This is a genomic window from Pantoea sp. XAF26B01_ASV70, assembly GCF_054512635.1.
This window is the reverse complement of record NZ_CM137251.1, coordinates 539,661-565,234: the sequence shown is the minus strand read 5'-3', so window position 1 is coordinate 565,234 and position 25,574 is coordinate 539,661. Positions and strand designations below refer to the sequence as shown.

Annotated in this window: 25 protein-coding genes; 10 read left to right on the top strand and 15 right to left on the bottom strand. The window is 55.3% G+C overall.

Annotated features, from left to right (window positions below; genetic code table 11):
- Positions 1 to 11: 11 nt before the first annotated feature.
- Positions 12 to 1,352, bottom strand: a complete 1,341-nt coding sequence (pmbA, locus tag ACX8ZY_RS02730; RefSeq protein ID WP_158131363.1) for a metalloprotease PmbA — start codon at positions 1,350 to 1,352, stop codon at positions 12 to 14.
- Positions 1,353 to 1,466: 114 nt separating this feature from the next.
- Here pmbA and yjgA point away from each other — a divergent pair, with 114 nt between their 5' ends.
- Positions 1,467 to 2,012 carry a ribosome biogenesis factor YjgA gene (gene yjgA / locus ACX8ZY_RS02725; RefSeq protein WP_010256467.1) on the top strand — a complete coding sequence of 182 codons (546 nt, stop codon included), beginning with the start codon at positions 1,467 to 1,469 and terminating at the stop codon, positions 2,010 to 2,012.
- 40 nt (positions 2,013 to 2,052) lie between these two features.
- On the opposite strand, the gene ACX8ZY_RS02720 is transcribed toward yjgA, so the two are convergent.
- Positions 2,053 to 2,793, bottom strand: a complete 741-nt coding sequence (locus ACX8ZY_RS02720; RefSeq protein WP_010256466.1) for an oligogalacturonate-specific porin KdgM family protein — start codon at positions 2,791 to 2,793, stop codon at positions 2,053 to 2,055.
- A 355-nt stretch (positions 2,794 to 3,148) separates the two neighbouring features.
- Positions 3,149 to 4,501, bottom strand: a complete 1,353-nt coding sequence (gene mpl, locus ACX8ZY_RS02715; protein ID WP_158131361.1) for a UDP-N-acetylmuramate:L-alanyl-gamma-D-glutamyl-meso-diaminopimelate ligase — start codon at positions 4,499 to 4,501, stop codon at positions 3,149 to 3,151.
- A gap of 168 nt (positions 4,502 to 4,669) precedes the next feature.
- Between mpl and fbp the strand changes: the two genes are divergently transcribed.
- The gene (fbp, locus tag ACX8ZY_RS02710) at positions 4,670 to 5,677 is read left to right on the top strand and encodes a class 1 fructose-bisphosphatase (protein ID WP_158131360.1); all 1,008 of its coding nucleotides are present in this window, start codon (positions 4,670 to 4,672) and stop codon (positions 5,675 to 5,677) included.
- A 63-nt stretch (positions 5,678 to 5,740) separates the two neighbouring features.
- Here fbp and ACX8ZY_RS02705 read toward each other — a convergent pair whose 3' ends face one another.
- Positions 5,741 to 7,300 carry a methyl-accepting chemotaxis protein gene (locus ACX8ZY_RS02705; RefSeq protein WP_010256457.1) on the bottom strand — a complete coding sequence of 520 codons (1,560 nt, stop codon included), beginning with the start codon at positions 7,298 to 7,300 and terminating at the stop codon, positions 5,741 to 5,743.
- 169 nt (positions 7,301 to 7,469) lie between these two features.
- Here ACX8ZY_RS02705 and ACX8ZY_RS02700 point away from each other — a divergent pair, with 169 nt between their 5' ends.
- The 3 genes from ACX8ZY_RS02700 to ppa all read left to right on the top strand — a co-directional run bounded on the left by ACX8ZY_RS02700 (position 7,470) and on the right by ppa (position 9,022).
- Positions 7,470 to 7,880, top strand: a complete 411-nt coding sequence (locus ACX8ZY_RS02700; protein WP_158131359.1) for a lysozyme inhibitor LprI family protein — start codon at positions 7,470 to 7,472, stop codon at positions 7,878 to 7,880.
- Between the two features lie 61 nt (positions 7,881 to 7,941).
- Positions 7,942 to 8,391 carry a DUF441 domain-containing protein gene (locus tag ACX8ZY_RS02695; protein ID WP_003855520.1) on the top strand — a complete coding sequence of 150 codons (450 nt, stop codon included), beginning with the start codon at positions 7,942 to 7,944 and terminating at the stop codon, positions 8,389 to 8,391.
- A gap of 100 nt (positions 8,392 to 8,491) precedes the next feature.
- A complete protein-coding gene (gene ppa / locus ACX8ZY_RS02690) occupies positions 8,492 to 9,022 on the top strand; it encodes an inorganic diphosphatase (protein WP_003855519.1) in 531 nt (176 codons plus the stop codon).
- A 59-nt stretch (positions 9,023 to 9,081) separates the two neighbouring features.
- Here the strand turns inward: ppa and ACX8ZY_RS02685 are convergent, their stop codons facing one another.
- Genes ACX8ZY_RS02685 through tamA form a run of 3 tightly spaced genes read right to left on the bottom strand, consistent with a single transcriptional unit; the run spans position 9,082 to position 14,917 of the window.
- Positions 9,082 to 9,435, bottom strand: coding sequence for a gamma-glutamylcyclotransferase family protein (locus tag ACX8ZY_RS02685; protein ID WP_010256451.1), 354 nt, complete (start codon positions 9,433 to 9,435; stop codon positions 9,082 to 9,084).
- Positions 9,436 to 9,437: 2 nt separating this feature from the next.
- Positions 9,438 to 13,205, bottom strand: a complete 3,768-nt coding sequence (gene tamB / locus ACX8ZY_RS02680; protein WP_421665205.1) for an autotransporter assembly complex protein TamB — start codon at positions 13,203 to 13,205, stop codon at positions 9,438 to 9,440.
- Positions 13,202 to 14,917, bottom strand: a complete 1,716-nt coding sequence (gene tamA, locus ACX8ZY_RS02675) for an autotransporter assembly complex protein TamA (protein WP_459261076.1) — start codon at positions 14,915 to 14,917, stop codon at positions 13,202 to 13,204. Before tamA ends, tamB begins: the two co-directional genes overlap by 4 nt.
- 518 nt (positions 14,918 to 15,435) lie before the next feature.
- On the opposite strand from tamA, the gene paeA reads away from it, so the two are divergent.
- A complete protein-coding gene (gene paeA, locus ACX8ZY_RS02670; RefSeq protein ID WP_010256442.1) occupies positions 15,436 to 16,758 on the top strand; it encodes a polyamine export protein PaeA in 1,323 nt (440 codons plus the stop codon).
- Positions 16,759 to 16,936: 178 nt separating this feature from the next.
- Here paeA and ACX8ZY_RS02665 read toward each other — a convergent pair whose 3' ends face one another.
- On the bottom strand, positions 16,937 to 17,143 hold the full coding sequence (locus ACX8ZY_RS02665) for a DUF1107 domain-containing protein (protein WP_003855513.1): 207 nt from the start codon (positions 17,141 to 17,143) through the stop codon (positions 16,937 to 16,939).
- A 314-nt stretch (positions 17,144 to 17,457) separates the two neighbouring features.
- Between ACX8ZY_RS02665 and ACX8ZY_RS02660 the strand changes: the two genes are divergently transcribed.
- Positions 17,458 to 18,015 (top strand): YtfJ family protein, encoded by a 558-nt coding sequence (locus ACX8ZY_RS02660; protein WP_022623931.1) that lies wholly within the window; start codon positions 17,458 to 17,460, stop codon positions 18,013 to 18,015.
- A gap of 74 nt (positions 18,016 to 18,089) precedes the next feature.
- On the opposite strand, the gene cysQ is transcribed toward ACX8ZY_RS02660, so the two are convergent.
- On the bottom strand, positions 18,090 to 18,833 hold the full coding sequence (gene cysQ, locus ACX8ZY_RS02655) for a 3'(2'),5'-bisphosphate nucleotidase CysQ (RefSeq protein WP_010256437.1): 744 nt from the start codon (positions 18,831 to 18,833) through the stop codon (positions 18,090 to 18,092).
- A 293-nt stretch (positions 18,834 to 19,126) separates the two neighbouring features.
- On the opposite strand from cysQ, the gene ACX8ZY_RS02650 reads away from it, so the two are divergent.
- Entirely contained in the window at positions 19,127 to 21,070 is a 1,944-nt protein-coding gene (locus ACX8ZY_RS02650) for a bifunctional 2',3'-cyclic-nucleotide 2'-phosphodiesterase/3'-nucleotidase (protein WP_050680379.1), read from the top strand.
- A 44-nt stretch (positions 21,071 to 21,114) separates the two neighbouring features.
- On the opposite strand, the gene fklB is transcribed toward ACX8ZY_RS02650, so the two are convergent.
- Complete coding sequence (fklB, locus tag ACX8ZY_RS02645; RefSeq protein WP_010256433.1) at positions 21,115 to 21,735, bottom strand: FKBP-type peptidyl-prolyl cis-trans isomerase; 621 nt, start codon at positions 21,733 to 21,735, stop codon at positions 21,115 to 21,117.
- Between the two features lie 220 nt (positions 21,736 to 21,955).
- On the opposite strand from fklB, the gene ACX8ZY_RS02640 reads away from it, so the two are divergent.
- Positions 21,956 to 22,633 carry a LysM-like peptidoglycan-binding domain-containing protein gene (locus ACX8ZY_RS02640; protein ID WP_153020899.1) on the top strand — a complete coding sequence of 226 codons (678 nt, stop codon included), beginning with the start codon at positions 21,956 to 21,958 and terminating at the stop codon, positions 22,631 to 22,633.
- Positions 22,634 to 22,715: 82 nt separating this feature from the next.
- Here the strand turns inward: ACX8ZY_RS02640 and rplI are convergent, their stop codons facing one another.
- The 4 genes from rplI to rpsF are packed head-to-tail and all read right to left on the bottom strand — an operon-like array spanning position 22,716 to position 24,156.
- Positions 22,716 to 23,165 (bottom strand): 50S ribosomal protein L9, encoded by a 450-nt coding sequence (gene rplI, locus ACX8ZY_RS02635; RefSeq protein WP_158131356.1) that lies wholly within the window; start codon positions 23,163 to 23,165, stop codon positions 22,716 to 22,718.
- 39 nt (positions 23,166 to 23,204) lie between these two features.
- On the bottom strand, positions 23,205 to 23,432 hold the full coding sequence (gene rpsR, locus ACX8ZY_RS02630) for a 30S ribosomal protein S18 (protein WP_002210155.1): 228 nt from the start codon (positions 23,430 to 23,432) through the stop codon (positions 23,205 to 23,207).
- A 4-nt stretch (positions 23,433 to 23,436) separates the two neighbouring features.
- Complete coding sequence (gene priB / locus ACX8ZY_RS02625; RefSeq protein WP_010256154.1) at positions 23,437 to 23,754, bottom strand: primosomal replication protein N; 318 nt, start codon at positions 23,752 to 23,754, stop codon at positions 23,437 to 23,439.
- A 6-nt stretch (positions 23,755 to 23,760) separates the two neighbouring features.
- Positions 23,761 to 24,156: a 30S ribosomal protein S6 gene (rpsF, locus tag ACX8ZY_RS02620; protein WP_003855334.1), complete on the bottom strand. Its 396-nt coding sequence runs from the start codon at positions 24,154 to 24,156 to the stop codon at positions 23,761 to 23,763.
- A 405-nt stretch (positions 24,157 to 24,561) separates the two neighbouring features.
- On the opposite strand from rpsF, the gene ACX8ZY_RS02615 reads away from it, so the two are divergent.
- Positions 24,562 to 24,768 (top strand): hypothetical protein, encoded by a 207-nt coding sequence (locus tag ACX8ZY_RS02615; RefSeq protein WP_010256150.1) that lies wholly within the window; start codon positions 24,562 to 24,564, stop codon positions 24,766 to 24,768.
- Positions 24,769 to 24,815: 47 nt separating this feature from the next.
- On the opposite strand, the gene yjfP is transcribed toward ACX8ZY_RS02615, so the two are convergent.
- A complete protein-coding gene (gene yjfP / locus ACX8ZY_RS02610; RefSeq protein WP_010256146.1) occupies positions 24,816 to 25,565 on the bottom strand; it encodes an esterase in 750 nt (249 codons plus the stop codon).
- Positions 25,566 to 25,574 lie beyond the last annotated feature (9 nt).

Below are 25,574 nucleotides of genomic sequence, written 5' to 3'. Positions count from 1 at the left end.
GGAATCCATCTTTATTGTCCCGCTATCTTCATCTCAGGCAGTAACACTGAACCGCACTGGATATTGCTGCGGGTTTCAATATCGTTACCGATGGTCACCATATTGCGCCACATCTCTTTGAGATTTCCGGCGATAGTCACTTCGCTGACCGGGTACTGAATAACGCCATTCTCGACCCAGAACCCGGCCGCACCGCGTGAGTAATCACCAGTAATGGCGCTGACGCCCTGTCCCATCAGTTCGGTCACCACTAACCCGGTGCCCATCTGCTTCAGCAGGTCGTCAAAGCTGTGGCCCTGGCCCGCAATGCGCCAGTTATGAATGCCGCCAGCGTGACCGGTGCTGGTCAGGCCCAGTTTGCGGGCTGAGTAGCTGGTTAACAGCCAGGTCTGCAGCACGCCATCTTTGATGATGTCGCGCGCCTGGGTACGCACCCCTTCGCTGTCGAATGGCGTGGAGGCGAGCCCTTTCAGCAGATGCGGCTGTTCATTGATGGTGAGCCACTCCGGCAGGATCTGCTGACCCATAGAATCCAGCAGGAAGGTCGATTTACGGTAAACGTTGCCGCCGCTGATCGCGCCAACCAGATGACCAAATAAGCCGGTTGCCACTTCTGAGGCGAAAATCACCGGGGCTTTCATGGTCGGAAGTTTACGCGGTGCCAGACGGGAGAGCGTGCGGCGCGCGCACTCTGCACCGACCCACTCCGGGCTCTTCAAATCTTCAAACGCGCGCCCAATGGTGTAGGCGTAGTCGCGCTCCATATTACCATCCTGCTCGGCAATCACGCTGCTGGAGAGCGAGTGACGGCTTGAGCAGTAGCTCTGTAACATACCGTGGCTGTTGCCAAAGACTTTGATGCCGACGTGGCTGTTGAAGCTGCCACCTTCAGTGTTGGTAATACGCTTGTCGGCGCGCAGTGATGCCTGTTCCGCCTGCGCAGCCAGTTCAATGGCGCGGTCAGCATCAATCTCCCAAGGATGGTAGAGATCCAGGTCTGGCGCATCATAGGCCAGCAACTCTGCGTCGGCCGGACCGGCAAAGGGATCGGGCGAGGTATAGCGCGCAATATCAATCGCCGCCTGCACGGTGCGTTTGATCGCGTCCGGGCTGAGGTCGGTCGATGAGGCGCTGCCTTTACGATTCTGATGATAGACGGTGATGCCCAGCGCACCGTCGCTGTTGAATTCGACGTTTTCCACTTCGCCATAGCGGGTGCTGACCCCGATGCCGGTGGTTTTACTGACTGCCACTTCCGCGCTGTCAGTGCTTGCTTTAGCCAGTTCAAGTGCCTGCGCAATGGCCTGCTCCAGTACTTTTCGCTGTTCTGCAACCTGAGTAGATACGTTCATCGACCTGCCGTCTAATCTTATGTGTGAATGATTTGAGTCTATCAGAGTCAGAGAACAATTTCGCAGTCACCCGATAAACTGGTAGGATTAGCCTCTTTTTTTGGGAGCCCGGAAATGACCAAACAGCCCGATGAGTGGCTCGACGATGTGCCAGATAATGACGAAGAAGAAGATGAAGAGATTATCTGGGTCAGTAAGAGTGAAATTAAACGCGATGCAGAAGAGTTAAAGCGCCTGGGTGCCGAACTGGTTGATCTGGGTAAAAACTCGCTGGATAAAATCCCGCTGGATGAGCGCCTGCGTACCGAAGTTGAACTGGCACAGCGCATCAAGAAAGAGGGTCGCCGCCGTCAGCTGCAGCTGATCGGTAAACTGCTGCGCAGTATTGATGTGGAGCCGATCCGCGTTGCGCTGGATAAGCTCAATAATCGCCATAACCAGCAGGTTGCGCTGTTCCATAAACTGGAAATGCTGCGCGATCGTCTGATTGAACAGGGTGATGAAGCGATGGGCGACGTGATTGCGCTTTATCCCGATGCCGATCGTCAGCAGTTACGCAGCATGATCCGTAACGCGCAGAAAGAGAAAGCGGGCAGCAAGCCGCCGAAGTCTGCCCGTCAGATTTTCCAGTATCTGCGCGAACTGGCCGAAGCGAAGTAACGCCATGGCGGGCAGCCTCGCCCGCCTCCCGGCAGCGCATTCATCGATAGATATAGAGAATACCGGTGCGCAGCCGCAGCTGGCGTTCGCTCGATGTCGCAGAACGTCCGATATCACCAAAGGTGACGTAAGGCACCCAGACGCGATCGTTGCCAAGCGCATAATCGAACTGTAACTCCTGTTCGTAATCGTCATGTTTATTGGCAAAGAGTTTCGCATCCGCGTGCTTATATACCAGCTTATAGGTGGTGGTCAGCCGATCGCTTTTATTTCGCAGATAGAGATCAAAACGGTTGGCAGTGCGATGCCGGTCAGTATCGCAATAATCAATACCGCCGGTGCGGCATTGATCGTCATGCGCATAATCGGTCAGCTCAAGACGATAAAGGCCACCGAGAGACCAGCGATCATTAAATTTATACCAGGGTGCCACACCAAATTTCCATTCAGTGCGCGAGGAGTTAAATTCTGGCTGAATAAAAGGCGACACTGTCCAGTTTCCCCAGTAATACGACTTCAGAAAGGTCACCTCCACTACGTTTAACACGGTGTCATTATAATATTTGTCTTTTGGATCGGCGCCGCCGGTTTTGAATTTGGTTTCGACGCCGAGAAACATATTGTCCGGCAGCGTGGTGCTCAGACCCAGCTTGTCGTAGTGCGTGCGGTCGCGAAGGCGGTACTCATGCCGGTAATCAACGGTGGCCGTGGCCAGCGCCGCAGCAGAACTGCATAACAACGCGGCGCCCAGCAAAAACGACAATGAATTATTGTTTCCCATATGAACATCCTTATTAGTGGTAATCAGAGCAATGAATTATCCGAACTCATTCGTTTAACCCAGAGTTAACTTATATTTAAAACCCTCATCAATATAAGAGCGCGCATAAAGAGAACCTGTTATTTATCCCTTTAACTTTAACGCGTTAATTATTATTCCTCAGTTACTACAGGGATGATGCTAGAAATAACCGGCGAGAGCGGCCTTTCTGTTTCAGACACTAATAAGAAAAATATGGCAACGGCAGGAAGAGTGAGCAGATCGAATTCAAAAATATGCGGGATTTATTGAGGGAATAATATTTCCGGAGATAATGCTTTTAAAAAAAAAGCGCCCGAAACGGGCGCCTGTGACATTATGCCAGCCTGTCCAGCAGCTTCTGGTGGATGCCACCAAACCCGCCGTTGCTCATGACCAGAATCGTGTCGCCTGGCTGAGCGGCTTTGGCCACCATTTCCACCAGGGTATCGATATCCGCGCTCCAGTGCGCAGGCGGAATGCACGCTTCTGCGACATCAGATACCTGCCACGGAATATGGTGCGGCTGGAACAGAAAGACCTCATCAGCTCGCGCCAGCGACGGTGCCAGATCGTTCTTGCTGACGCCCATCTTCATGGTATTAGAGCGTGGCTCCAGCACAGCCAGGATACGCGCTCTGCCGCCAACTTTGCTACGCAGGGCAGCCAGCGTCGCCAGAATCGCGGTCGGATGGTGGGCGAAGTCATCATAGACTTTGATGCTGTTCACTTCGCCGCGCAGCTCCAGCCGTCGACGCGCATTGATAAAGCTGTTCAGCGCCTGGCCTGCATCTTCCGGCTTCACACCCACATGGCGCGCGGCAGCGATCGCCATCAGCCCGTTGTGCATATTGTGTTCACCCACCAGAGCCCAGTTCACTTCCCCGACTTTTTCGCCGTCGAGCCAGATTTCCCAGTGAGACGCATCGTTGGTGAGCTTCTTCGCCTGCCAGCGCCCGTGCTCGCCGACGTTCTCGTGTTCGCTCCAGCAGCCCATCGCCATCACCTGTTTGAGGTTAGGATCATGTTCCGGCAGCAGGATCTTGCCCTGGCCCGGTACGATCCGCACCAGATGGTGGAACTGCTTCTGGATCGCGCGCAGATCGTCAAAGATATCGGCGTGATCAAACTCAAGATTATTGAGGATCAGCGTACGTGGGCAGTAATGGACAAACTTGGAACGCTTATCGAAAAACGCGCAGTCGTACTCATCCGCCTCAATCACGAAGAATGGACTTTTTCCTAATTTTGCCGAGACATCGAAGTTTCCGGGCACACCACCAATAATAAAGCCTGGCTCAAGGCCGCAGGCCTCAAGAATCCACGCTGCCATGCCGGCTGTGGTGGTTTTGCCGTGGGTTCCCGCGACCGCCAGCACCCAGCGATCGCGCAGCACGAAATCGTGCAGCCACTGCGGGCCAGAGAGGTAAGGAATGTTGCGTTCCAGCACCGCTTCCACGCAAGGATTACCCCGCGTCATCGCGTTGCCGATAATCACCAGGTCAGGCACCGGGTCAAGCTGACTGGCGTCGTAACCTTCTGTTAATTCAATACCTTGCTGTTCAAGCAGAGTACTCATAGGTGGGTAAACGTTGGCGTCTGACCCGGTCACCTGATGACCAAGTGAACGGGCCAGCATCGCCAGACCGCCCATAAAAGTGCCACAAATCCCGAGGATGTGAATGCGCATTACGTGATCCATTACTCAAAAGTTCGGCGCACAGTGTAACGCCGCTCGCAGATGGAAGAAACGGATTAGGACTATGGTTTTTGAAGTTCAATCGGCTAAACTGCGTACGCATCCGTTGGCAGACTGTTACGCGTGCTGCCACTCCATCGAAGATTCAGGGAATGTGTTATGAAAACGTTGGGCGAATTTATCGTCGAGAAGCAGCATGACTTTCCGCACGCTACAGGTGAACTGACAGCGCTGATTTCCGCTATTAAGCTGGGTGCCAAAATCATCCACCGCGATATCAACAAAGCCGGTTTAGTGGATATTCTGGGTGCCAGCGGCGTCGAGAATATTCAGGGTGAGCAGCAGATGAAACTTGATCTGTTTGCCAACGAGAAACTGAAGGCAGCACTGAAAGCACGCGGCATCGTCGCCGGTATCGCTTCTGAGGAAGAAGACGAGTTTGTGATCTTTGAAGGTGAAGAAAACGGTAAGTACGTGGTGTTAATGGATCCACTGGATGGTTCTTCTAACATTGACGTTAACGTTTCTGTCGGCACCATTTTCTCTATCTACCGCCGCGTCAGCGAACCGGGTACGCCAGTTGTTGAAGCGGACTTCATGCAGCCAGGCAACAAGCAGGTCGCTGCCGGTTATGTGGTTTACGGCTCCTCCACCATGATGGTTTATACCACCGGTGCAGGCGTGCATGCGTTTACTTACGATCCGTCTCTGGGTGTGTTCTGCCTCAGCCACGAACGTATGACCTATCCACCAACGGGTCACACCTACTCCATTAACGAAGGTAACTACATTCGTTTCCCGCAGGGTGTGAAGAAATATCTGAAGTTCTGTCAGGAAGAGGATCTGCCCACGCACCGTCCTTATACCTCACGTTACATCGGATCGCTGGTCGCGGATTTCCATCGTAACCTGCTGAAAGGCGGCATCTACCTCTACCCAAGCACTGCCAGCCATCCTCAGGGTAAGCTGCGCCTGCTGTATGAGTGCAACCCGATGGCGTTCCTGGCAGAGCAGGCGGGCGGTAAAGCCAGCGACGGTCAGAAGCGTATTCTGGATATTCCACCGGTCACGCTGCACCAGCGCTGCCCGTTCTACTGCGGTAACGAGGCGATGGTGAACGACGTTGAGCGTTTCCTGGCCGAGTTCCCGGATTGCCGTCAGGGTTAATCCGGCAGGGGTATAAAAAGTCATATAAAAAGTAAGGGCGCGATTTTCGCGCCCTTGCTGTTTTTACGCCGTCTGCAACCTGAACTGCGCCATGGTTGCCTGAAGCTGATCGGACTGCGCTTCCAGCGACTGGGTCGCGGCGGTTGCCTGCTCCACCAGCGCCGCGTTCTGCTGCGCCGCCGCATCCATCTGTGTGACCGCCAGATTGACCTGCTCAATGCCACGGCTCTGTTCGTCGGAGGCCATCGAGATTTCTTTCATCAGTGCCGTTACGCGCATGACCTCACCAGAAATCTCATCCATGGTTTCCCCGGCCCGCGTCGCCATCTCGCTGCCCTCTTTGACCCTCGACTGTGAATCACTAATCAGCGTACGGATCTCTTTGGCCGCGTTAGCGCTGCGCTGTGCCAGCGTGCGCACTTCATTTGCCACCACCGCAAAGCCACGGCCCTGTTCGCCTGCGCGCGCCGCTTCAACGGCCGCGTTGAGCGCCAGGATATTGGTCTGGAAGGCGATACCATCAATCACGCCAAGAATGTCGCCGATACGATTGGCACTGTCGGTAATCTCATGCATTTTTTCCATCACATAGCAGACCACCTCCGCGCCGCGATCGGCAGTATCAGAGACCGCGTTAGCCAGCTGGTGCGCCTGCTGGGCGTTGCTGGCGTTAAGCCGCACGGTTGCCGTGAGCTGCTCCATGCTGGCGGCCGTCTGCTCCAGCGAGGCGGCGGACTCTTCGGTACGCTGCGACAGATTGACGTTGCCCGCGGCCAGTTCACGACTGCCGATGTCGATCTGCATACTCGCTTCGCGCACCTGACTCACCGAGGTACGCAACGACTGCTGCATCCCGGCGAGCGCATGATTAAGCCGCCCCAGCTCATTGTTGCCCGACGGTGGCAGCGCCTGCGAGAGGTCGCCCGCCGCGACCTGCTCAAGATGGAGAATGGCCAGGTTCAGCGGCTGCAGCAGCATCCGGCGCAGCAGTTGCCAGGCGAGCACCAGCAGCAGCAGTGTTAATACCACCGCCACGGCGATCAGGATTTTCATTTTGGTTTCGTTGTAGGCCGCCTGCGCCAGCTGGGCCTGGGTGATCTGATCGGCCAGCTGGCTGAAGTCCGTGACGGCCTTGTTGTAGCTGGCTGCCAGCGTCGCCAGGTTGCCTTCCAGCAGCTGGTAATACTCGTCGGTATATTGCTTATCCAGGGCGTTCATCATCGGTTTGATACCCTGGTCGAGATAGGCTTTGTAACTGGCCGAAACCGCATCGGCCAGCTTTTTACCGTGCGCCGTCACCGTTCCGGCGTCCACAAAGCGCTTCAAACTTTGCTGTGATGAGACCACATCCGCCTGCGACAGTTTTGTTACTGCCGCCCCCTCTTCCAGTAAACCAATTTCAATTTTACGCACCGCCAGCGCGGCGTTAGCGCGGGCCCGCATCAGATCGGCATTGCTCTGGTAAAGACTGTTCAGCTCGATCCCCTGAATGCGGTTGATCACATCCAGCGAGCGATTCCCTTTGTTAATTGCCACGATACCCATAAAACTCACCGCCAACAGCAGCAGTGTCATAAATGCCAGCAATGCCAGCAACCCCGTGCGAAGTGATAACTGTTTCATCCAGATAGTTTCCGTGTATGTGAAAAGGCAAATTTTCCAGCGGCCCTAAAACGGATGAAGTATCGGCAGTAACGGCGCGAAACTTTAACCCTGATTAGTGTTAACAACTTGATCATCACGGGAACATCCATCAAGCTAATCGCCGCTTATCCGTTATCCGGAGAAAAGAATGAAACCAGGATTACTTCTGATGCTGCTGTGCCTCAGCACGGCGGCGCTGGCAGAGGATCTGCCGACAGACGCCTCGCCCGATCGCTGCCTCAATGACGCCTCGACTACCCTTGCCATGAACCAGTGCTACGCTGCGGCCAATCGGGCCTGGGATCAGGAGATGAATAAGCAGTACAACAAACTGATGAAAACCCTCTCCGGCGAACCTAAAAACAAACTGCGTGCCGCGCAACGCGCCTGGATGAGCTACCGCGACAGCTGGCTTGAGGCGAGCCGCAGCCAGCTCAGTTCACAAGGCTCGCTGGGCAGCGTGGCGCTGAGCGCTCAGAGCCTGAGCCTGGTGCGCAATCAGGCACTGATGTTGCAGTCACTTGGTAAAGGCAGCTGTGCTAACCCCGATGACTGCTGATCGATAACCGGTTTTTGCGCTGGCTGAAGTCAGCGCGCTCATTAACCTTCAGGGAGAAACCATGGCTGCTTACGCCTCGACCATCATTCTGATTTGCCTTGCCGTGCTGAGTTATTTCGTTCACAACAACGCGGTCACAATTTCAATTCTGGTGCTGCTGGCGATTAAAATTACCCCGCTGGCTCAGTTCTTCCCCTACGTAGAAAAACAGGGCATTACCTTAGGCATCATTATTCTTACCGTGGCGGTGATGGCCCCGCTGGCAAGCGGCTCACTGCCCGCCTCTGCGCTGATCAAGTCGTTTGCTAACTGGAAGTCGATTGTGGCGATTCTGGTGGGGATCTTTGTCGCCTGGCTGGGCGGCCGTGGCGTGAACTTTATGAGCGTCCAGCCTTCGGTGATTGGTGGTCTGCTGATTGGTACAGTGATTGGCGTGGCGTTCTTCCGAGGGGTGCCGGTAGGACCACTGATTGCCGCAGGCATTGTTTCGCTGTTTGTGGCGGCTAAGTAGCGTTTGGGCGCATTCCGAAACGCCAAAAAGGGGGCATACTTTCAGAGTCAGTTGGCTATAATAGCCGACACTCAACATACGACTACTGAAGGAATGCCAGATGAGTTTGAACCAGGTGCCAGCAGGTAAAGACCTGCCAGAAGATATCTACGTTGTCATTGAGATCCCAGCGAATGCTGATCCGATCAAATATGAAGTTGATAAAGAGTCTGGTGCCCTGTTTGTAGACCGTTTCATGTCTACCGCCATGTTCTATCCGTGCAACTACGGCTACATCAACCATACCCTTTCTCTGGATGGTGATCCGGTTGACGTACTGGTTCCGACCCCGTATCCACTGGTTCCAGGCTCAGTGATCCGCTGCCGTCCGGTTGGCGTGCTGAAAATGACCGACGAGTCTGGCGAAGATGCCAAACTGGTTGCCGTTCCGCACACCAAACTCTCTAAAGAGTACGATCACATCAAAGATGTGAACGACCTGCCAGAACTGCTGCGTGCACAGATCACCCACTTCTTTGAGCACTACAAAGATCTGGAAAAAGGCAAATGGGTGAAAGTGGATGGCTGGGATAATGCCGAAGCCGCTAAAGCTGAAATCATCTCCTCTTACGAGCGCGCACAGAAGAAGTAATTCTGCTGCCGGTTTGTGAGTCGAAAAAAAAACACCGTCCGGATGGACGGTGTTTTTGTTCAGGCCTCTGGCTCCTCATCGCGCTTCAGCCAGTCACCACTCATGATGCGCTGGCGTCCTGCCACTGAGCGTTGATAGACATAAAGCCATGCACTGCCAAACGGCGTCTGAGTCAGATAACGTTTGTACTCTCCCCCTTTGGTGCGAAGCGCATCCAGCTCCGCAAGGGTTGAGGCATCAATGCGGTACACCTCACAATGTACCGCTCCATTGCCCTCAATCACGCCGGGATAATGGCCCAGACTGTAAAGCTCAAAGCCTTCAATCTGGTGATCACCCAGCCACTGCGCATTCGTCATCCAGTGACTGTTTCCCTGTTTGCGCCGTAAACTGCCGTAGACAATTATTCGCATTGCTAAAACTCAAACTGATAGAGCAAATCGAGAGCCTGATCCACACCGGACACGGCTTCCAGATAGAGTTTAGGCATCAGGCGGTAACGCAAGGTTAACGTCGCCAGTGAATCAAATATGCCAACACCGTATTTTACCTGCAGACCCGGTAGCACATAGCCGCTGACCTGCACCTGCTGGCTGTCGCCAACACCGGCAGTATCAACAGCGAGATTGCTGACACCGAATGTCTCCCCGATTTTACCCACAACCTGCCCACTTTGTGCAACCCCTAAGCCAACAAGTGCTGAAGTGAGGGCGTTACTGTCGCCGTCGCTGCCCAATCCCTGACCGCGCAGCAGATAGGAAAGCGCTTCCTGTTGCGACATCGCCGGATCGGAGAAGACTTCCGCTTTTGGCTCATCCGCCAGGCCAGTGACGCGCAGACCCGCGGTGACGCCATCTTCGGTGGCATCCGGGTTACGGATGGCTTCCAGGTTGACGTAAGGCTGATCCGGCGGACCGGCAAACTGCAGCTCGCCTTTACGCACGATCAGATCCTGACCATAAGCGTGGAAGCGACCGGACGGAATGTTGATCTGACCGTTCAGGCCGAGTCCTGACTTATCCTGCACCATTTTCAGATCGCCATTCAGCTTCGCTTTCAGGCCAAACGCAGAGAGCCGCACATCGTTGCCGACGTGGATCACCAGATTGCTGTTAATCGGAATCGCGGCGGTTTGCGGTGCAATCGGCTTCAGCTGTTTATCCAGCAACAACTCATCCGACGAAACGCCAGTGGCGCTTTCCGGCACTTCCTGCACCGTGATGCGCGCCCATGGAATATCGACCCGGCCATCAAGGTTAAAGGCCGCTGGCGTCGCTTCAAACACCAGATCCGGCGAGACATCCATGCGCACCATCGGCGGCACGGTCACGCGAACCCGGCTGCCCTGCGCCGCAATGCGCGCACGCCAGTTGTCGAGCTGGCTCCAGTCTGCGTTACCGCTGAGGTTGATATTGCCCTGCCCGGTCTGCACCAGCCCGTTCAGGGTGGAGCTCATGCCGTTAAACACCAGATTCAGGTTGGCACTGGTCAGGTCAACCGGCATAAAGTTGCCATCCACATCCACACCCGTCAGGCCAAGCTGACCAAATACCTGCGGCTGCTGCACGCTGCCGCCCAGGCGCAGGCTGCTGTTCAGGCTGCCTTTGATCTTCTCGCCCTGCATCAGTGCCGGATTGAGCATCGCCAGCGAGACATTGCGGATGTTGACGTTACCGCCCAGCGTGCGACGGTTTTGCGGATCGTCGATCTGCACGTTGCCATCCAGCTGACCGTTATTGGCGATGCGGATCAGCCAGTCGAGCTGGGCGCGCCCGTTTCGCAGCGCGGCATTGAGGTTCAGCGTGTCAAAGGCGATCGGCAGATTGTTGCCCTGCACATCCTGCACCACTTTCACGCCGTTGCCCTTCAGCGCCACGGTACCGGTCGGCAGGCTGCCATCGGCAGTCCAGTTGACGCGCACGTCGCCGCTGAACAGGCCGCTAAGCTGAGTCGCATCCGGCATAAACGGCTTCACCATCGCCAGGTCAAAGCGATTCAGCACCACATGCGCCTTGCCTGCCGGGCCCACTTCAACCGGCTCCGGCACACAAATTTGCGCATTGGGGTTCTGCCAGCAGTGTGGGCCGATGGTGGCCGTCTGGCGGCTGTTCAGATAGTCGATGGCCATGGCGCGGGTCAGACGCCACTCACCGACTGGCGTATCAAAGTGGGTGTCGTTCAGCGACCCTTTCCAGCGCTCGGTCTGGCGATCAAAGCTGCCGTTCAGCGCCAGCTGGCCAGAGACCGGTTTGCCCTGCACATTGAGCTTCAGCTGATGCTGATGCTCATTGCCGTCCGCGTTCAGCGTCAGCAGGCTGATGTTCAGCGCATCCTGCTTCAGCTGCTCGACGCGCAGTTGCAGTTTACCCGCCACCTGCTCGCCGGAACGGACGTCGCCATTCAGGGTGACGCGATTGATCTGCATCTGCTGCCAGCGCAGACCACGGGCATTAAGATCGGCCAGCAGCTGCGGTGCCTTCAGGGTACCCCGCGCTTTTATTGTGCCGTTGATGACGCCGCCCAGACCCGGCAGCGCATTGTCGAGCTGGGGTGCGTCGATACTGGCATCGAGATCCAGACTGTCGCCCAGCGCGCCTTTAACATCCAGATGGTTGCGTCCCAGCGCCAGCTTAATGCCCGGCACCGTCCACTGGTTGTAGCTGTTACCGGTCAGGGAGCCATCAGCGGTCACGGCGTTCTGTTTCACATTGCCTTTCAGCTGTAGCTGCGGCACGCTCAGTTGCCAGCTGCCACCATACAGACTGCCGCGGGTGGTGATTTTGCCATCCAGCCTTGCTGGCCAGTCGGGATACTGTTTAGCGGTATTAATTCCCGCCAGCGTCAGCTCACTGCGCCAGCTTATCGCCTTGCTCCAGTCCACCAGCGCGGTGAGATCGATATTGCCCTGCAGCGCAGCCACGCGCAGGCGGTCGAGGCTGAACTGCTCAACGTTGCCTTTACCCGTCAGCGAGATCGTCGCCGGTGGTACAGATTCACCCTTCACGGCAGTCTGCAGCGACATCACATAGTCGGTGGCTTTGCCTTTGAACTGATAGTCCAGGTTATCCGCCTGATACGCTACCGGACCGGTCAGCGGCCAGCGTAACTGCGGACTGGTCAGCTTCAGTGACAGCGGCAGTCCCGCCACCGCCAGCTGGGTCGTGGCGTCCAGCTGCGCATTCACTGGACCGGAGAGGTTCAGCCCCATCTTCAGCTCGTCGCGCATCGCGCCATTAAGTTTCAGCGCGAGCTTTTCGCCTTTAATCGGATCGGTATTCACTGTGCCGTTAAGGGAGAAATCGACAGGCCAGTTATCCGCCAGCGTCGCCTGACCGCTACCCTTCAGGTTGCCGAGGTTCGAGTCCACCTCCAGCGTGCTGAGCTGCATCTGACGATCGGCGGTTCTGGCTTTCAGCAGCAACCGGCTGACGGAAATATCGGTGTCGCCGGTAATGCGCAGCTGTTCACCCAGAATCTGCTGCACCTCAATATCCAGCGGCAGACGGAAATCAGGCATCTCAGGCAGCAGGGGTTGCGCAAACATCGCCTGCAGCGTTTCACCCAGCGGTTTTTCAGCGGGATGTGGCTGCTGGACTTTCGGCTCCACCACCTCGTCATTGACCACTTTCGCCGCTTTCGGCAGCGCAATCAGCAGGCTTTGAATATGGGTCGGATTCAGCGTCAGCGCACGATCCTGCCACTGCAGGCCGGTGGTGAAGTCGAGCAGCGATATTGCGGTATCATCAACTTTGACATTGATATTGTGCAGGCCAAAGTGACGCAGCGTGATGGGGTATGGCGTGCTGAGGTTAGTGTTGCCACTCTCCTCTTCCGGCGCTGGTGCCGCAGGCGTCATTTTCTTGCTGTCGACCACCACGCTGATATCGCGCAGGGAGACATCGTTAACGCACACGGAGGAGTGCAGCAGGCAGTTGAGATCCACCGCCAGATGAATTTGCCCGGCATCAACGCTGACGCCGGGCATTTCGTAACGCAGACCGTTAAGGGTCAGGTTACGCCAGCCCCCATCGACCTGCTTGATTGACAGGCCCGGCACCCAGCGCGACGCACCTTTCAGCACTAAATGCAGCCCAGGCGTGGTACCGATTAAAAATGCCACCCCACCCAACAGCACGACCAGAAAGATCAGAATGCCGATCAGGACCTTTTTCCACAGCTTCATAGTTCTGGCCCCAGCCCTACGTAAAATTGTAATCCATGCTCTTCGTCATCCCCGATGGGTCTGGCGATATCAAATTTGATTGGGCCAACCGGTGAAGACCAGCGCACGCCGACGCCCGCACCGGTTTTGACGTTACTTTGCTTGATGTCGTTAACCGCTTCGCCCGAGTCGACAAACACCGCGCCCCACCATTTCCCGGTGACGTTGTACTGATATTCCAGCGATCCGGTGGCGAGTTTTGATGCACCGGTGAGTTTGCCGTCATCATCGCGCGGTGAAATATTTTTGTATTTGTAGCCACGAATACTGCGGTCACCACCGGCAAAGAAGCGCAGATCCGGCGGCACTTTTTCGAAGTCGTTGGTTTCGATCCAGCCCAGATTGCCGCGCGCCACAAAGCGATGACTGTCGCCAAGGGTACGGATCCAGACGTTTTGCGCCTGCAGGATCAGGAAGTCGACGTCTGAACCCCAGGTGGTATCAGAGACGTCTGCCGAATAGCGCTGTGAATCGCCCCATGTCGGCATCAGGCCGCCACGGGAACGGGTACGGTTTACGCTGACGCCGGGATAGAGCAGCATAGTGGTGTTGGTCACGCTGCCCTGAGTAAAGTGATCCAGGCTCCAGCGCAGGTTGACCGCCTTCTGCCAGCCGCTGCTGCTGTCCCAGTTGCGCGACATCGCAAGCGTAGTGGTATCCGCTTTGGTGTCGTTGAGGTCGGTGCGCTTCAGGCCGCCGGAGAAGGTGTAGTACTGCTCAAGCGGGCTTTTCAGCAGCGGCACTTTGTAGCTGAGATCGACCTGCTGTTCCGGCGCGGAAACGTAGGCGCTGGCCGCCAGGCTGTGGCCGCTGTCGTTGATCCACGGTTTTTTCCAGGTCCCTTTCAGGCGCGGACCGACGTCTGTGGAATAGCCGACGCCGGTTTCAATGGTGTTTTCGGTGCGGGGTGACATTACTGCGCTCAGCGGCAGCACTTTGGTCTGTCGTCCCTTGCTGAATTCCGGCGCGACCACCACCGAATTAAACCAGCCGGTAGCGGAGAGGCGGCGATTCAGCTCGGCTAAATCGCGGGAGCTGTAGTAGTCCCCCTCTTTAAACGGCACCAGGTTTTGCAGGTACTCTTCGCGAATTTGCGATCCCTGGAAAGTAACGTCGCCGAAGCGATAGCGTTCGCCACTGTCGTAGTCGATATCCCAGAACGCTTCACGCCGCTCAACCGAGACACCAAGCTGGCTTTTTTTAAACATGCCGTCGAAATAGCCGTTACGCAGTGCGAGATTAGAGAAGCCGCTTTTGAATTTGTCATATTGCCCGTGGTTAAGCTGGCTGCCCACTTCAGGGCGTCCCTGCTTCACCCAGGCTTTGTAATCCGCGTCATTGCGCGCATCGCCTTCGACCACAATCGTGCTGCCGCCGATTTTTACCGGTTCACCAGGCGTTACGTGTGCCACTAATACCGGTCGTCCACCCTGCGCAGGCGCGGGGCGGGATTCGAAATCGATGGTGGGCTCGTAATAACCGAGCGCGCGCAGCCCCTCTTTTATCGCAACAGAAACGCGCGCGCGAAAGCGGCCATCATTAGAGACCTCATCGCTGCCGATGGTGGACAGACGCGCTCTGACATTCTTTTGCAGATCCCCGGATAAGCCGTCTACCTGTAATCGCACTGTCGCCGCCTCAAGGGCGGGCGCGGCAAGCAGCAGGCCAGCCATGCAATAAACATAAAATCGTGGCACCTGTACTCCTGTTAATCATGCCGGCCCCTTTTCCGCGGGGCGCTTATTAATCTTCTTTGCCCGCACTACCGCAACGGCAACATCCTCATCATAGCCGCACTTTATGGCAAACGGCGGAGCAACACTGACATCTAAGTCAAATAACGGGGCTATTGTCGGTAAATGGGGTGAGCGATACAACTCCTGCGGGTCGGAATGATCAGTCCGATATGACTCACTCAGATAAATCCGAGTCTGTAACCGGCCGCTCTGGCTGCTAATGCGCCCTTAAGCAGCGGTTTGCCCTCTGGCGGCGCAATGAGCGCTCCTGCTATAATCGGCCACCACAGGCATGCCGCCTGTTTTCATTTCTGCCCCGACATGTCGTTTGTTGTCGAACTGGCGCAGACATTTTTGGCACGGATAGCTTTGTTTCACGGATAAACCAACTCTGTTTGCGCTTACCCACGCTGCCCAGGCCAAAAATGACAAGTGGATAACCCTTTGGATCTCATATGTTAGATAGCTTACTTGTCATTCTGTTACTGATCGTAATCAGTGCCTTTTTCTCCCTGTCGGAGATCTCGCTGGCGGCCGCCCGTAAGATCAAACTGAAACTGCTGGCCGATGAAGGCAACGTAAATGCGCAGCGCGTGCTGAAAATGCAGGAAACGCCGGGCATGTTCTTCACCGTGGTGCAGATTGGCCTCAACGCCGTCGCCATCCTGGGGGGTATTGTTGGCGATGCGGCGTTTTCGCCGGTTTTCAGCGGCCTGTTTAACCGGTTTGTCTCGCCGGAACTGGCGGAGCAGCTCAGCTTTATCTGCTCCTTCACCATCGTCACCAGCCTGTTTATCCTGTTTGCTGACTTAACCCCAAAGCGGGTCGGCATGGTCGCACCGGAAACCATCGCGCTGCGCATCATCAACCCGATGCGTTTCTGCCTGCTGATAATGCGTCCGTTGGTGTTTCTGTTTAATGGCCTGGCTAACGTCTTCTTCCGTATTTTCAAGCTGCCGATGGTGCGTAAAGATGACATCACCTCCGACGACATCTACGCGGTGGTGGAAGCCGGTGCGCTGGCTGGCGTGCTGCGTAAGCAGGAGCATGAGCTGATTGAAAACGTGTTTGAGCTGGAGTCACGTACCGTTCCCTCCTCAATGACCTCACGTGAGAATATTGTCTGGTTTGATCTGCACGAAGATGAGACCAGCCTCAAAACCAAAATCGCCCAGCATCCTCACTCGAAGTTTCTGGTCTGCAGCGGCGATATCGACCATATCGTTGGCTATGTTGACTCCAAAGAGCTGCTGCTGCGCGTGCTGGGTAATCAGAGCATGGCGCTGAACAGCGGCCTGCAGATTCGCTCGGCGCTGATCGTGCCGGACACGCTGACCCTCTCTGAAGCGCTGGAAAGTTTTAAAACCGCCGGAGAAGATTTCGCGGTGATCATGAACGAATATGCGCTGGTTGTAGGCATTATTACCCTGAATGATGTGATGACCACGCTGATGGGCGATCTGGTTGGTCAGGGTATGGAAGAGCAGATTGTAGCGCGCGATGAGAATTCATGGCTGGTTGAAGGCGGTACGCCGATTGATGACGTGATGCGCGTGCTGGACATTGATGATTTCCCGCAGTCAGGCAACTACGAAACCATCGGCGGCTTTATGATGTATATGTTGCGTAAGATTCCGAAGCGTACCGATTTTGTGAAGTTTGCTGGCTACAAGTTCGAGGTGGTGGATATTGATAGCTATCGCATCGATCAGCTGCTGGTCACCCGCATCGATGAACGACCGCCGGTGCTGAGCATGACGAAAAGCGAAGAAGAGTAGAATGACCAGCAGTCTGGCCCAGCAGGCGTAATTGCTGCAGGCAGTCTGGAAACGGACAGCGCGGAACAACCGGAATGTGACGTAGTCTGTGAGAATTGTTGGCACTGCTCAGGTTCAGAGTGACAAATAAAATGGCCTGACTGGCCAGACACTAAGGGCGCCATCGGCGCCCTTATGATTAGTTGAACTCAAGTTTGAGACGAACGACCTGGCGGTTAATTTCTGACATCACGCTCAGGTGCTGTTTGTCTTTGACGCGCGGGATTAATACTTTCCCTTTGTCGAACTCGAACGCGCCGACGTCCTTGATATACAACCTTCCTTTGAACAGCGTTTTTACATATTTCGCTATTTGTAGCGGATTATAGCGCTGGAAGATCTTCATACTGACTAACTCCTGTACATTTTTAAGCACGCTTCGCTGTTTCCAAATTTGGTTCCAGCCCATGAAGCGCGAATTCGCGATAACTATAGAACACTCAAACCTACTAATGTTCCTAAAAGTGATTTTTTTTACTGAATTGACACATCATTACAGAACACTCTGTTATCAGGCTCACACAACACAGTATAAACCTTCGTTGGTTAAGGAATTGTGGCGGCCATAACAAACCTGACACCTTTCCAGGACAGGCGCATCATCCCTGCTTACTATTGCAGTAAAATGACTAACTGGTCTGATCACTCAAGGAAATAGCAATGCGAATAATTCTGGCAGCTGTAGCGTTGTCTTTACTGATACCGGCAAGCGTGATGGCTCATGACCTCAGGCAGGATATGCGGGTACCGGCCGTTGGCGTGAACGACAAAGGCGAGCTGTTATTGCAGCAGGATAAGTTTAGCTACAAAAACTGGAATAGCGCGCAGCTCGGCGGAAAAGTTCGCGTGGTTCAGCACATCGCGGGTCGCTCATCCGCTAAAGAGATGAATGCCGCATTGATCGAGGCGATTAAGGCCGCGAAGCTGCCGCATGATCGCTATCAGACCACCACCATCGTGAATACAGATGATGCCATTCCCGGTACGGGCATGTTTGTGCGCAGCAGCGTCGAGACTAACAAGCAGCAATATCCGTGGTCGCAGTTTGTTGTCGACAGCAAGGGCAATGTGCAGCATGCCTGGCAGTTACAGCCGGGCGGTTCCGCCATTGTGGTGCTGGATAAGCAGGGTAAGGTGAAATTTGTGAAGGATGGATCGCTGACGCAGGATGAAGTGACAAAAGTGATTACGCTGGTCACCTCCCTGCTTAAGGATTAATCGCTGAAGCCCCGGTGGGAAGAGCATCGCCCGCCGGGGTTTCAGCCTTCAGCAGGCTGAGCGCTCAGACAGCGTTAAAACAGTGAAACGCGGAAGCCAGGATTAAGGAAGGATTCGCGCGGCGCGTAGTCCAGAGTTTTACCCTGCCAGTCGTGCACATGCGCGCCCGCCGCCATCGCCACGGCATGGCCCGCGCCGGTATCCCAGATGTTGGTGGGTCCGAAACGGGGATAGAGCTGCGCTTTTCCTTCTGCCACCAGGCAGAATTTCAGTGAGGATCCGGTCGCGACGGTCTGATGTTCACCTAACTGCTTCAGGTACTCTTTCATCTCATCGTCGTCGCCATGTGAACGACTTACCACCACCAGCGGAGGACGCGCATCACGGACATGAATCTGTTCACGCTGACCGCCCTCCTCTTTCCACGCTTTGCCGTCTGCAGCGGAATACATCACGCCCAGCACCGGCGCATAGACTACGCCCATTACCGGCTTGCCTGCTTCGATTAGCGCAATATTAACGGTAAATTCGCCGTTACGCTTGATGAACTCTTTGGTGCCATCCAGCGGATCGACCAGCCAGTAGCGCTGCCAGTGCTGACGCACTTCCCAGGCTGGCGGATCTTCTTCTGACAGCACGGGGAGATCAGGCGTTAACTTTTTGAGGCCCGCGAGGATCACCTCGTGTGCAGCGATATCCGCGGCGGTCACCGGCGAATCATCCGATTTGTGAGAAACGTCAAGCGGCGCGGCACCGTTATAGACCTGCATAATCGCGTCGCCTGCTTCGCGTGCCAGTTGGCAGATTTGCTCTAACATTTTTCACCTCATTGTGTCTGTCTGCTGCCGGATCAGCTCATCGTCAGATAGTGACATTTTAGCAGTTCCGCCTGAAGTACCCATTTACAGGCACTTTGGCGATTCAATTTATAGATATATCAATATCATAGTTACCCATTTATCGCCACGCCTGTGCCGCTACGCCTCCATCGTTTAAGAATCCGTCGCTGACCGATGCGCCAAAACGTTATACCCATCACGATTTAAAATGACTATCTGTCATGCTTTTACATTATTTTGAGATCCTTATTTATTTTGCAGCAGGAGCAAGCATGTTTAAGCCCGGAATGATGTTACTGGCACTGAGCGTTTCCGTCGCCACCCAGGCGGCGACGGTGGATTTGCGGATACTGGAAACCACCGATCTGCACAGCAATATGATGGATTTCGACTATTACAAAGACACGCCAACCGAGAAGTTTGGTTTGGTGCGAACCGCCACGCTGATCCACGCCGCACGCCAGGAGGTGAAAAACAGCCTGCTGGTCGATAACGGCGACATCATTCAGGGCAGCCCGCTGGGTGACTACATGGCGGCCAAAGGATTACGTGAGGGCGAGATCCATCCGGTCTACAAGGCGCTCAACACGCTGGATTACAGCGTCGGTAACCTCGGTAATCATGAATTCAATTATGGCCTGCCCTACCTGAAAAAAGCGCTGGCGGGCGCACGCTTTCCCTATGTGAACGCCAACGTGATTGATGTGAAGAGCGGCAAACCGCTGTTTACCCCATACCTCATCAAATCCACTACGGTGGTTGATCGTGAGGGCAAAACGCAGACCCTGAAGATAGGTTATATCGGCTTTGTGCCGCCGCAGATCATGGTGTGGGATAAAGCCAACCTGCAGGGCAAGGTACGCGTCGATGACATCACCGAAACGGCTCGCCGCTACGTGCCTGAGATGCGCGCGCAGGGCGCCGATCTGATTATCGCTATTCCCCACTCCGGCCTGAGCAGCGAGCCGTATCACACGATGGCGGAGAACTCGGTTTACTATCTCAGCCAGGTGGAAGGCATTAACGCCATCCTGTTTGGTCATGCGCATGCGGTCTTCCCCGGCAAGGAGTTTGCTGACATCAAGGGTGCAGATATCGCCAACGGCACCCTGAACGGTATTCCGGCGGTGATGCCAGGCATGTGGGGCGATCACCTTGGCGTGGTTGACCTGGTGCTGAACAATGAGGGCGGACGCTGGCAGGTGAGCAGCGGCAAAGCACAGGCGCGGCCAATTTACGATACCGCAGCGAAGAAATCGCTGGCGGCAGAGGATCCGGCGCTGGTGAAGGTACTGGCTGACGATCACCGCGCCACGCGAGAGTTTGTGGCGAAGCCCATCGGCAAGTCCGCCGATGTGATGTACAGCTACCTGTCGCTGGTACAGGACGATCCGACGGTACAGATCGTCAATAATGCCCAGCGCGCCTACGTGGAGCATTTCATTCAGGGCGATCCGGATCTGGGCCGCCTGCCGGTGCTCTCTGCTGCTGCGCCGTTTAAAGCGGGCGGACGTAAAAACGATCCGGCCAGCTATGTCGAAGTGGAGAAAGGCGCGCTGACCTTCCGTAACGCGGCCGATCTCTATCTCTATCCCAATACCCTGGTGGTCATGAAAGTCACCGGTGCGCAGGTAAAAGAGTGGCTGGAGTGCTCAGCGGGCCAGTTTAATCAGATCGATCCCCACAGCACGAAAACGCAGTCGCTGATCAACTGGGATTTCCGCACCTATAACTTTGATGTGATTGACGGGGTTAATTATCAGATTGATGTGACCCAGCCCGCGCGCTACGACGCAGAGTGTCAGTTGATCCATCCTGAGGCCTCACGTATCCGTCAGCTTAGCTGGCAGGGTAAACCCGTCGATCCACAGGCGACCTTCCTGGTGGCGACCAATAACTATCGCGCTTACGGCGGTAAGTTTGCCGGCACCGGAGATAAATACATCGCCTTTGCCTCGCCGGATGAGAACCGTTCCGTGGTTGCCGCCTACATCAGCGCGGAAACCAAAGCGCACGGTGAAGTTCAGCCGAAGGCGGACAATAACTGGCGGCTGGCACCGATTACCTCATCCACCCCACTCGACATTCAGTTTGAAACGGCACCGGGTGACAAAGCGACCGGGTTTATTAAGCAGCATGCGCAATATCCGCTTCAGCCCAAAGGGACAGATGCGATCGGCTTTGCTCTGTGGCAGGTGAATTTACAGCAGAAATAAGGCGGAAGAAAACGCTGCAACCGGGGGGGTTGCAGCGTGCGGAATTACAGAATTTCCAGCAGTTCGACTTCGAAGATCAGGGTGCTGAATGGTGGGATAGAGGCACCCGCACCGCGCTCGCCATATGCGAGGTTCTGTGGGATCACCAGTTCCCATTTTGAGCCAACCGGCATCAGGGTCAGCGCTTCAATCCAGCCTGGGATCACGCCGCTTACCGGGAATTCCGCCGGTTCGCCACGGGCAACAGAGCTGTCGAATACGCTGCCGTCGATCAGTTTACCGGTGTAGTGAACGCGTACGCGATCCTGACGTGATGGGATTGGACCTTCGCCCTGCGTAATCACGCTGAACTGCAGACCTGATTCGGTGCTGCTCACGCCTTCACGCTGCGCATGTTCCTGCAGGAACGCCTGACCTTCTGCGGCCATGGCTTCGGTGCGCTCACGACGCACGCCTTCAGCGCGTTCATGCACTTCACGCAGTGCGCGATGAACCACATCAACCGGTACGGCCGGCGAGTTCCCTTCCAGCGCGTCGCGCAGACCCGCGAGCAGTGCTTCTGGTTGCAGACCCTGCAGACCAGATTCCAGCAACTGCTGGCCAACCTGTAAACCAATACCGTAACTTGCTTGTGCTTCGACGCTGTCGAAAGAAGGGGTAGTCATCTTCGTTCCTTTCACTCTCGGATAAATTCGAACGGGCAGCATAGCAGCGCAGGCCGCTGGCGTAAAATGCCCTGCATCGCAGATGACTTTTGCCGGGGAAAGAGAAACAATAGAGCCGTCAATTTTATCAATGCTGGCAGGCACTTCGCGCCGGTATTGCCCATACTATAACTATCGGGGGGGATCACCCCCTCTGTAGCACACGAATAAGAGAGCAAATATGGGCCAGATAGCCCCACGACGCCGCAGGATGCGTGCAAAATATCTTGTATCCCGGCTGCAGACCTGGCTGGCCGCACGCAGGCTAAAGCAGCCTGCCGGAGAGGAGGAACCCCGAATGGCTTCAGACACGTCATCCCGCCTGCCGACATGGCTTCAGCGTATCTGGCATTTTACCGACCACATTCGCTGGATGGACCCGCTGCCTGCGCTGCACCGCCGTGGCATTGTGGCCGCACTGCTGGTGATGCTGGTGGCGTTTCTCTGGCCCGCCAGCACGCTGCGCTATCCGGTCGAGCAGCCGGTCGCACCCCAGACGGAGAAAGAGGTGCCGATGCAGGCGGATATTTATGAGAACAACAGTAGCCGCCAGCCGTCATCCTCACCGTCTCAGCAGACGCCAAAAGCCGATTCTCAGGGCGAGTGGCGCAATCTGACCATCGCTTCCGGTCAGACGCTGGCGCAGCTGTTTCGTGATAATAGTCTGCCGGTCAATGATGTGTTTGCGATGGCGCGGGTGGAAGGCAGCGATCAGCCACTCAGCTCACTGAAAAGTGGTCAGCAGGTGAAAATCCGTCAGGATGCGCAGGGGGCGGTAACAGGTCTGACGGTGGAGGGCGCAAACGGTCCGGTGCTGTTTACACGTCAGCCAGACGGCAGCTTTATTCGCGCGCAGTAACGCGAACAGCGGCGATTGAAAGGCACAAAAACAAAAACGCCGGCACAGGGCCGGCGTTTGTGTCGTGCTCAGTTAATAAAGATTAACCAGCAACTACTTTCACGTTCAGTTTCGCGAATACTTCGCTGTGAACCTGGAAGCTTACTTCATGCTCACCGGTAGTACGCAGAACGCCGTTCGGCAGACGAACTTCGCTCTTAGCCACTTCAACGCCAGCTGCAGTCACTGCATCAGCGATGTCGCGGGCACCGATTGAACCGAACAGTTTACCTTCATCGCCCGCTTTAGACGTGATGGTTACAGTGCCCAGTTCATTGATTTTCTCAGCGCGTGTAGTTGCTGCAGACTGAACGTCAGCCAGTTTGGCTTCCAGTTCAGCACGGCGTGCTTCGAAGAACTCAACGTTTTTCTTGGTAGCAGGAACAGCTTTGCCCTGTGGTACCAGGAAGTTACGAGCGTAGCCCGCTTTAACGTTAACCTGATCACCCAGGGTGCCAAGGTTTGCTACTTTATCAAGCAGAATAACTTGCATTACCTTATCCTCTTAAAGTCGTTAATGGACAGTTGCCGATTACTGATGACGATCAGTGTACGGCAGCAGAGACAGGTAACGCGCACGCTTGATGCAGCGAGCCAACTGACGCTGGTATTTTGCACGAGTACCGGTGATACGGCTCGGGACAATTTTACCGCTTTCGGTAATGTAGTTTTTCAACGTTGCGATGTCTTTGTAATCGATCTCAACAACGCCTTCCGCGGTGAAACGGCAGAACTTGCGACGACGGAAATAACGTGCCATTAGGCTAGTCTCCAGAATCTATCAATTCAATCTGCTCGGCATGGAACACCACTTTGCTCTGGCCATTTCGTGCCTGATGGCAACTAATGAAACCGTCGAGTGTGAGTTGCGTGCCGACCGTTATATGTTGAGTAATCACCTGATGGGCGCTGCCGCTGATAATAACCGGCATACGACACCAGGCTTGCCGGTGAAACCCGGCCTCCTCCTGCACTGAGCGGTGCTCAAGCACGAACTGACAGTGAGGAATTCCTGACGGGCTAACTCTTCGAACCGGTGTCTTGCACACAGTGCCAGACAGGCGAAGTCGATTAACCGTCACGATGGATTACTCTTCAGAATCCCCAGCATCTGACTCATCAGCGGATTCGTTAGCAAAATCTTCGCGACGATCACGACGCTCATCTTTCGCTTTAACCATCGGCGATGCTTCAGTTACCGCGTTTTTAACGCGCATAACCATGCTACGGATAACGGCGTCGTTGAAGCGGAAGTTCGTTTCCAGCTCATCGATCGCTTCCTGCGGCGCTTCAACGTTCATCAGAACGTAATGCGCTTTGTGCAGTTTATTGATCGGGTAAGCCAGCTGACGGCGGCCCCAGTCTTCCAGACGGTGAATCGTGCCTTCTGCACCAGTGATAGCACCAGTGTAACGCTCGATCATGCCAGGAACCTGTTCGCTCTGGTCAGGATGAACCATAAATACGATTTCGTAATGACGCATCGAAATTGCTCCTTACGGATTATTCAGCCTCCTGTCGGGGTCAACCGCGGCCCATGGAAGCAAGGAACGTTATAGGCTGTGTCCCACAAAGGTTCGTTGTGACGAGCGTTTGTGGGACACAGCCTGAGAATGCGGCTGAAAAATTGACGCGTAATCATACTGGCGGCGACGGCTAAACTCAAGCGCACATTTCAACAAATGCCATCCGGCGTGCCATATACGGTAGCTTTTCGTGCTAATCATGTGAATACAGCGCGTTAAGCGGGAAAGGTTCAAAAAAGCTGATAAAGAGCTTCAGGCGGACGATCTGGCGATAATGTGCACAGTCGCTAAACTTAATGCAGACGCTACGGTTTGGCTTATCGGCGTCTAACAGAGTGTGTTCCCTGAAGTGAGGAGTCGGGCATGAAAACGTTCGTCATCGCCACTTTACTGGGTCTCTTCCTGTCTCCACCCGCTCTTGCCAGCAATGCTGACTGTGCGCAGCAGATAAGAAGTCACAGCAGCGAAGCGGCATCGGGTTATATCTACGTTAATCGGCTGGATGCGCCACAAAAGAATCCGGTCAACGCGCCTGCCAGAGCAGCAGAAAAATCGTCTGCGCACTGGTAAGTGCTGGTAAATTTACGGGCGGCAGATCCACTCTCCGCCCGCTCATTTTATAGCTGCTGTTTAAAAAAGCTGACCAGCGCCGTCAATGCTGATGGCGTGATCTTATGTCCAATCTGTTTTTCAGACAGCGAAGTCAGATGCTTCGCCAGCCCGTTGTCACGCAGCGCCCTCTCCAGCCGGACGCTCTCCGCCCAGGGCACCACCTCATCCGCCTCACCATGCCACAACAGCAGCGGACGGTTTGCCAGGGCCTCCAGCCGGTTGCAGGGATCGTAGTCGGCCAGCGGTGCCATGCGGGCAGCAAACTGCGCTTGCTGCTCAGGCGTGTCGGCCACCAGCGGCGGAAAGAGCGACTGACTGAGCTGCATAAAATAGCCCGATCCCATCAGGCAGGCGACGCTCTGAATCTGCGGATAACGTGCCATCGCGCCCAGCGCCGTCATGCCGCCCATCGACGCGCCCGCCACCGCAAAACGCTCGCTGGCGATCAGATCGTCAGCGCGCAGCGCCGATTCCAGCTGCGGCAGCTCATCAATGTTCTGTTTCAGAATCTCCCAGAAGCGACCAAGGCGTGCATCGGCATCGCCGTGATAGCGCGCGCCGTGCAGATCCGCATCCGGCATCACCGCCCGGAACCCCGCCTGTGCCAGCGCGACTGCGAAGTAGGCGTAGACCTCTTTTGAAGAGGTAAAGCCGTGATAAAACAGCACGGTAGGCAGTGGCTGATGCCGTTGTCCGGCAGGCGTGGCGTGCAGGCATTCGATACCGGCCAGCGTTTCTGTGGTGAGTTCAATCATGGTCTCTCC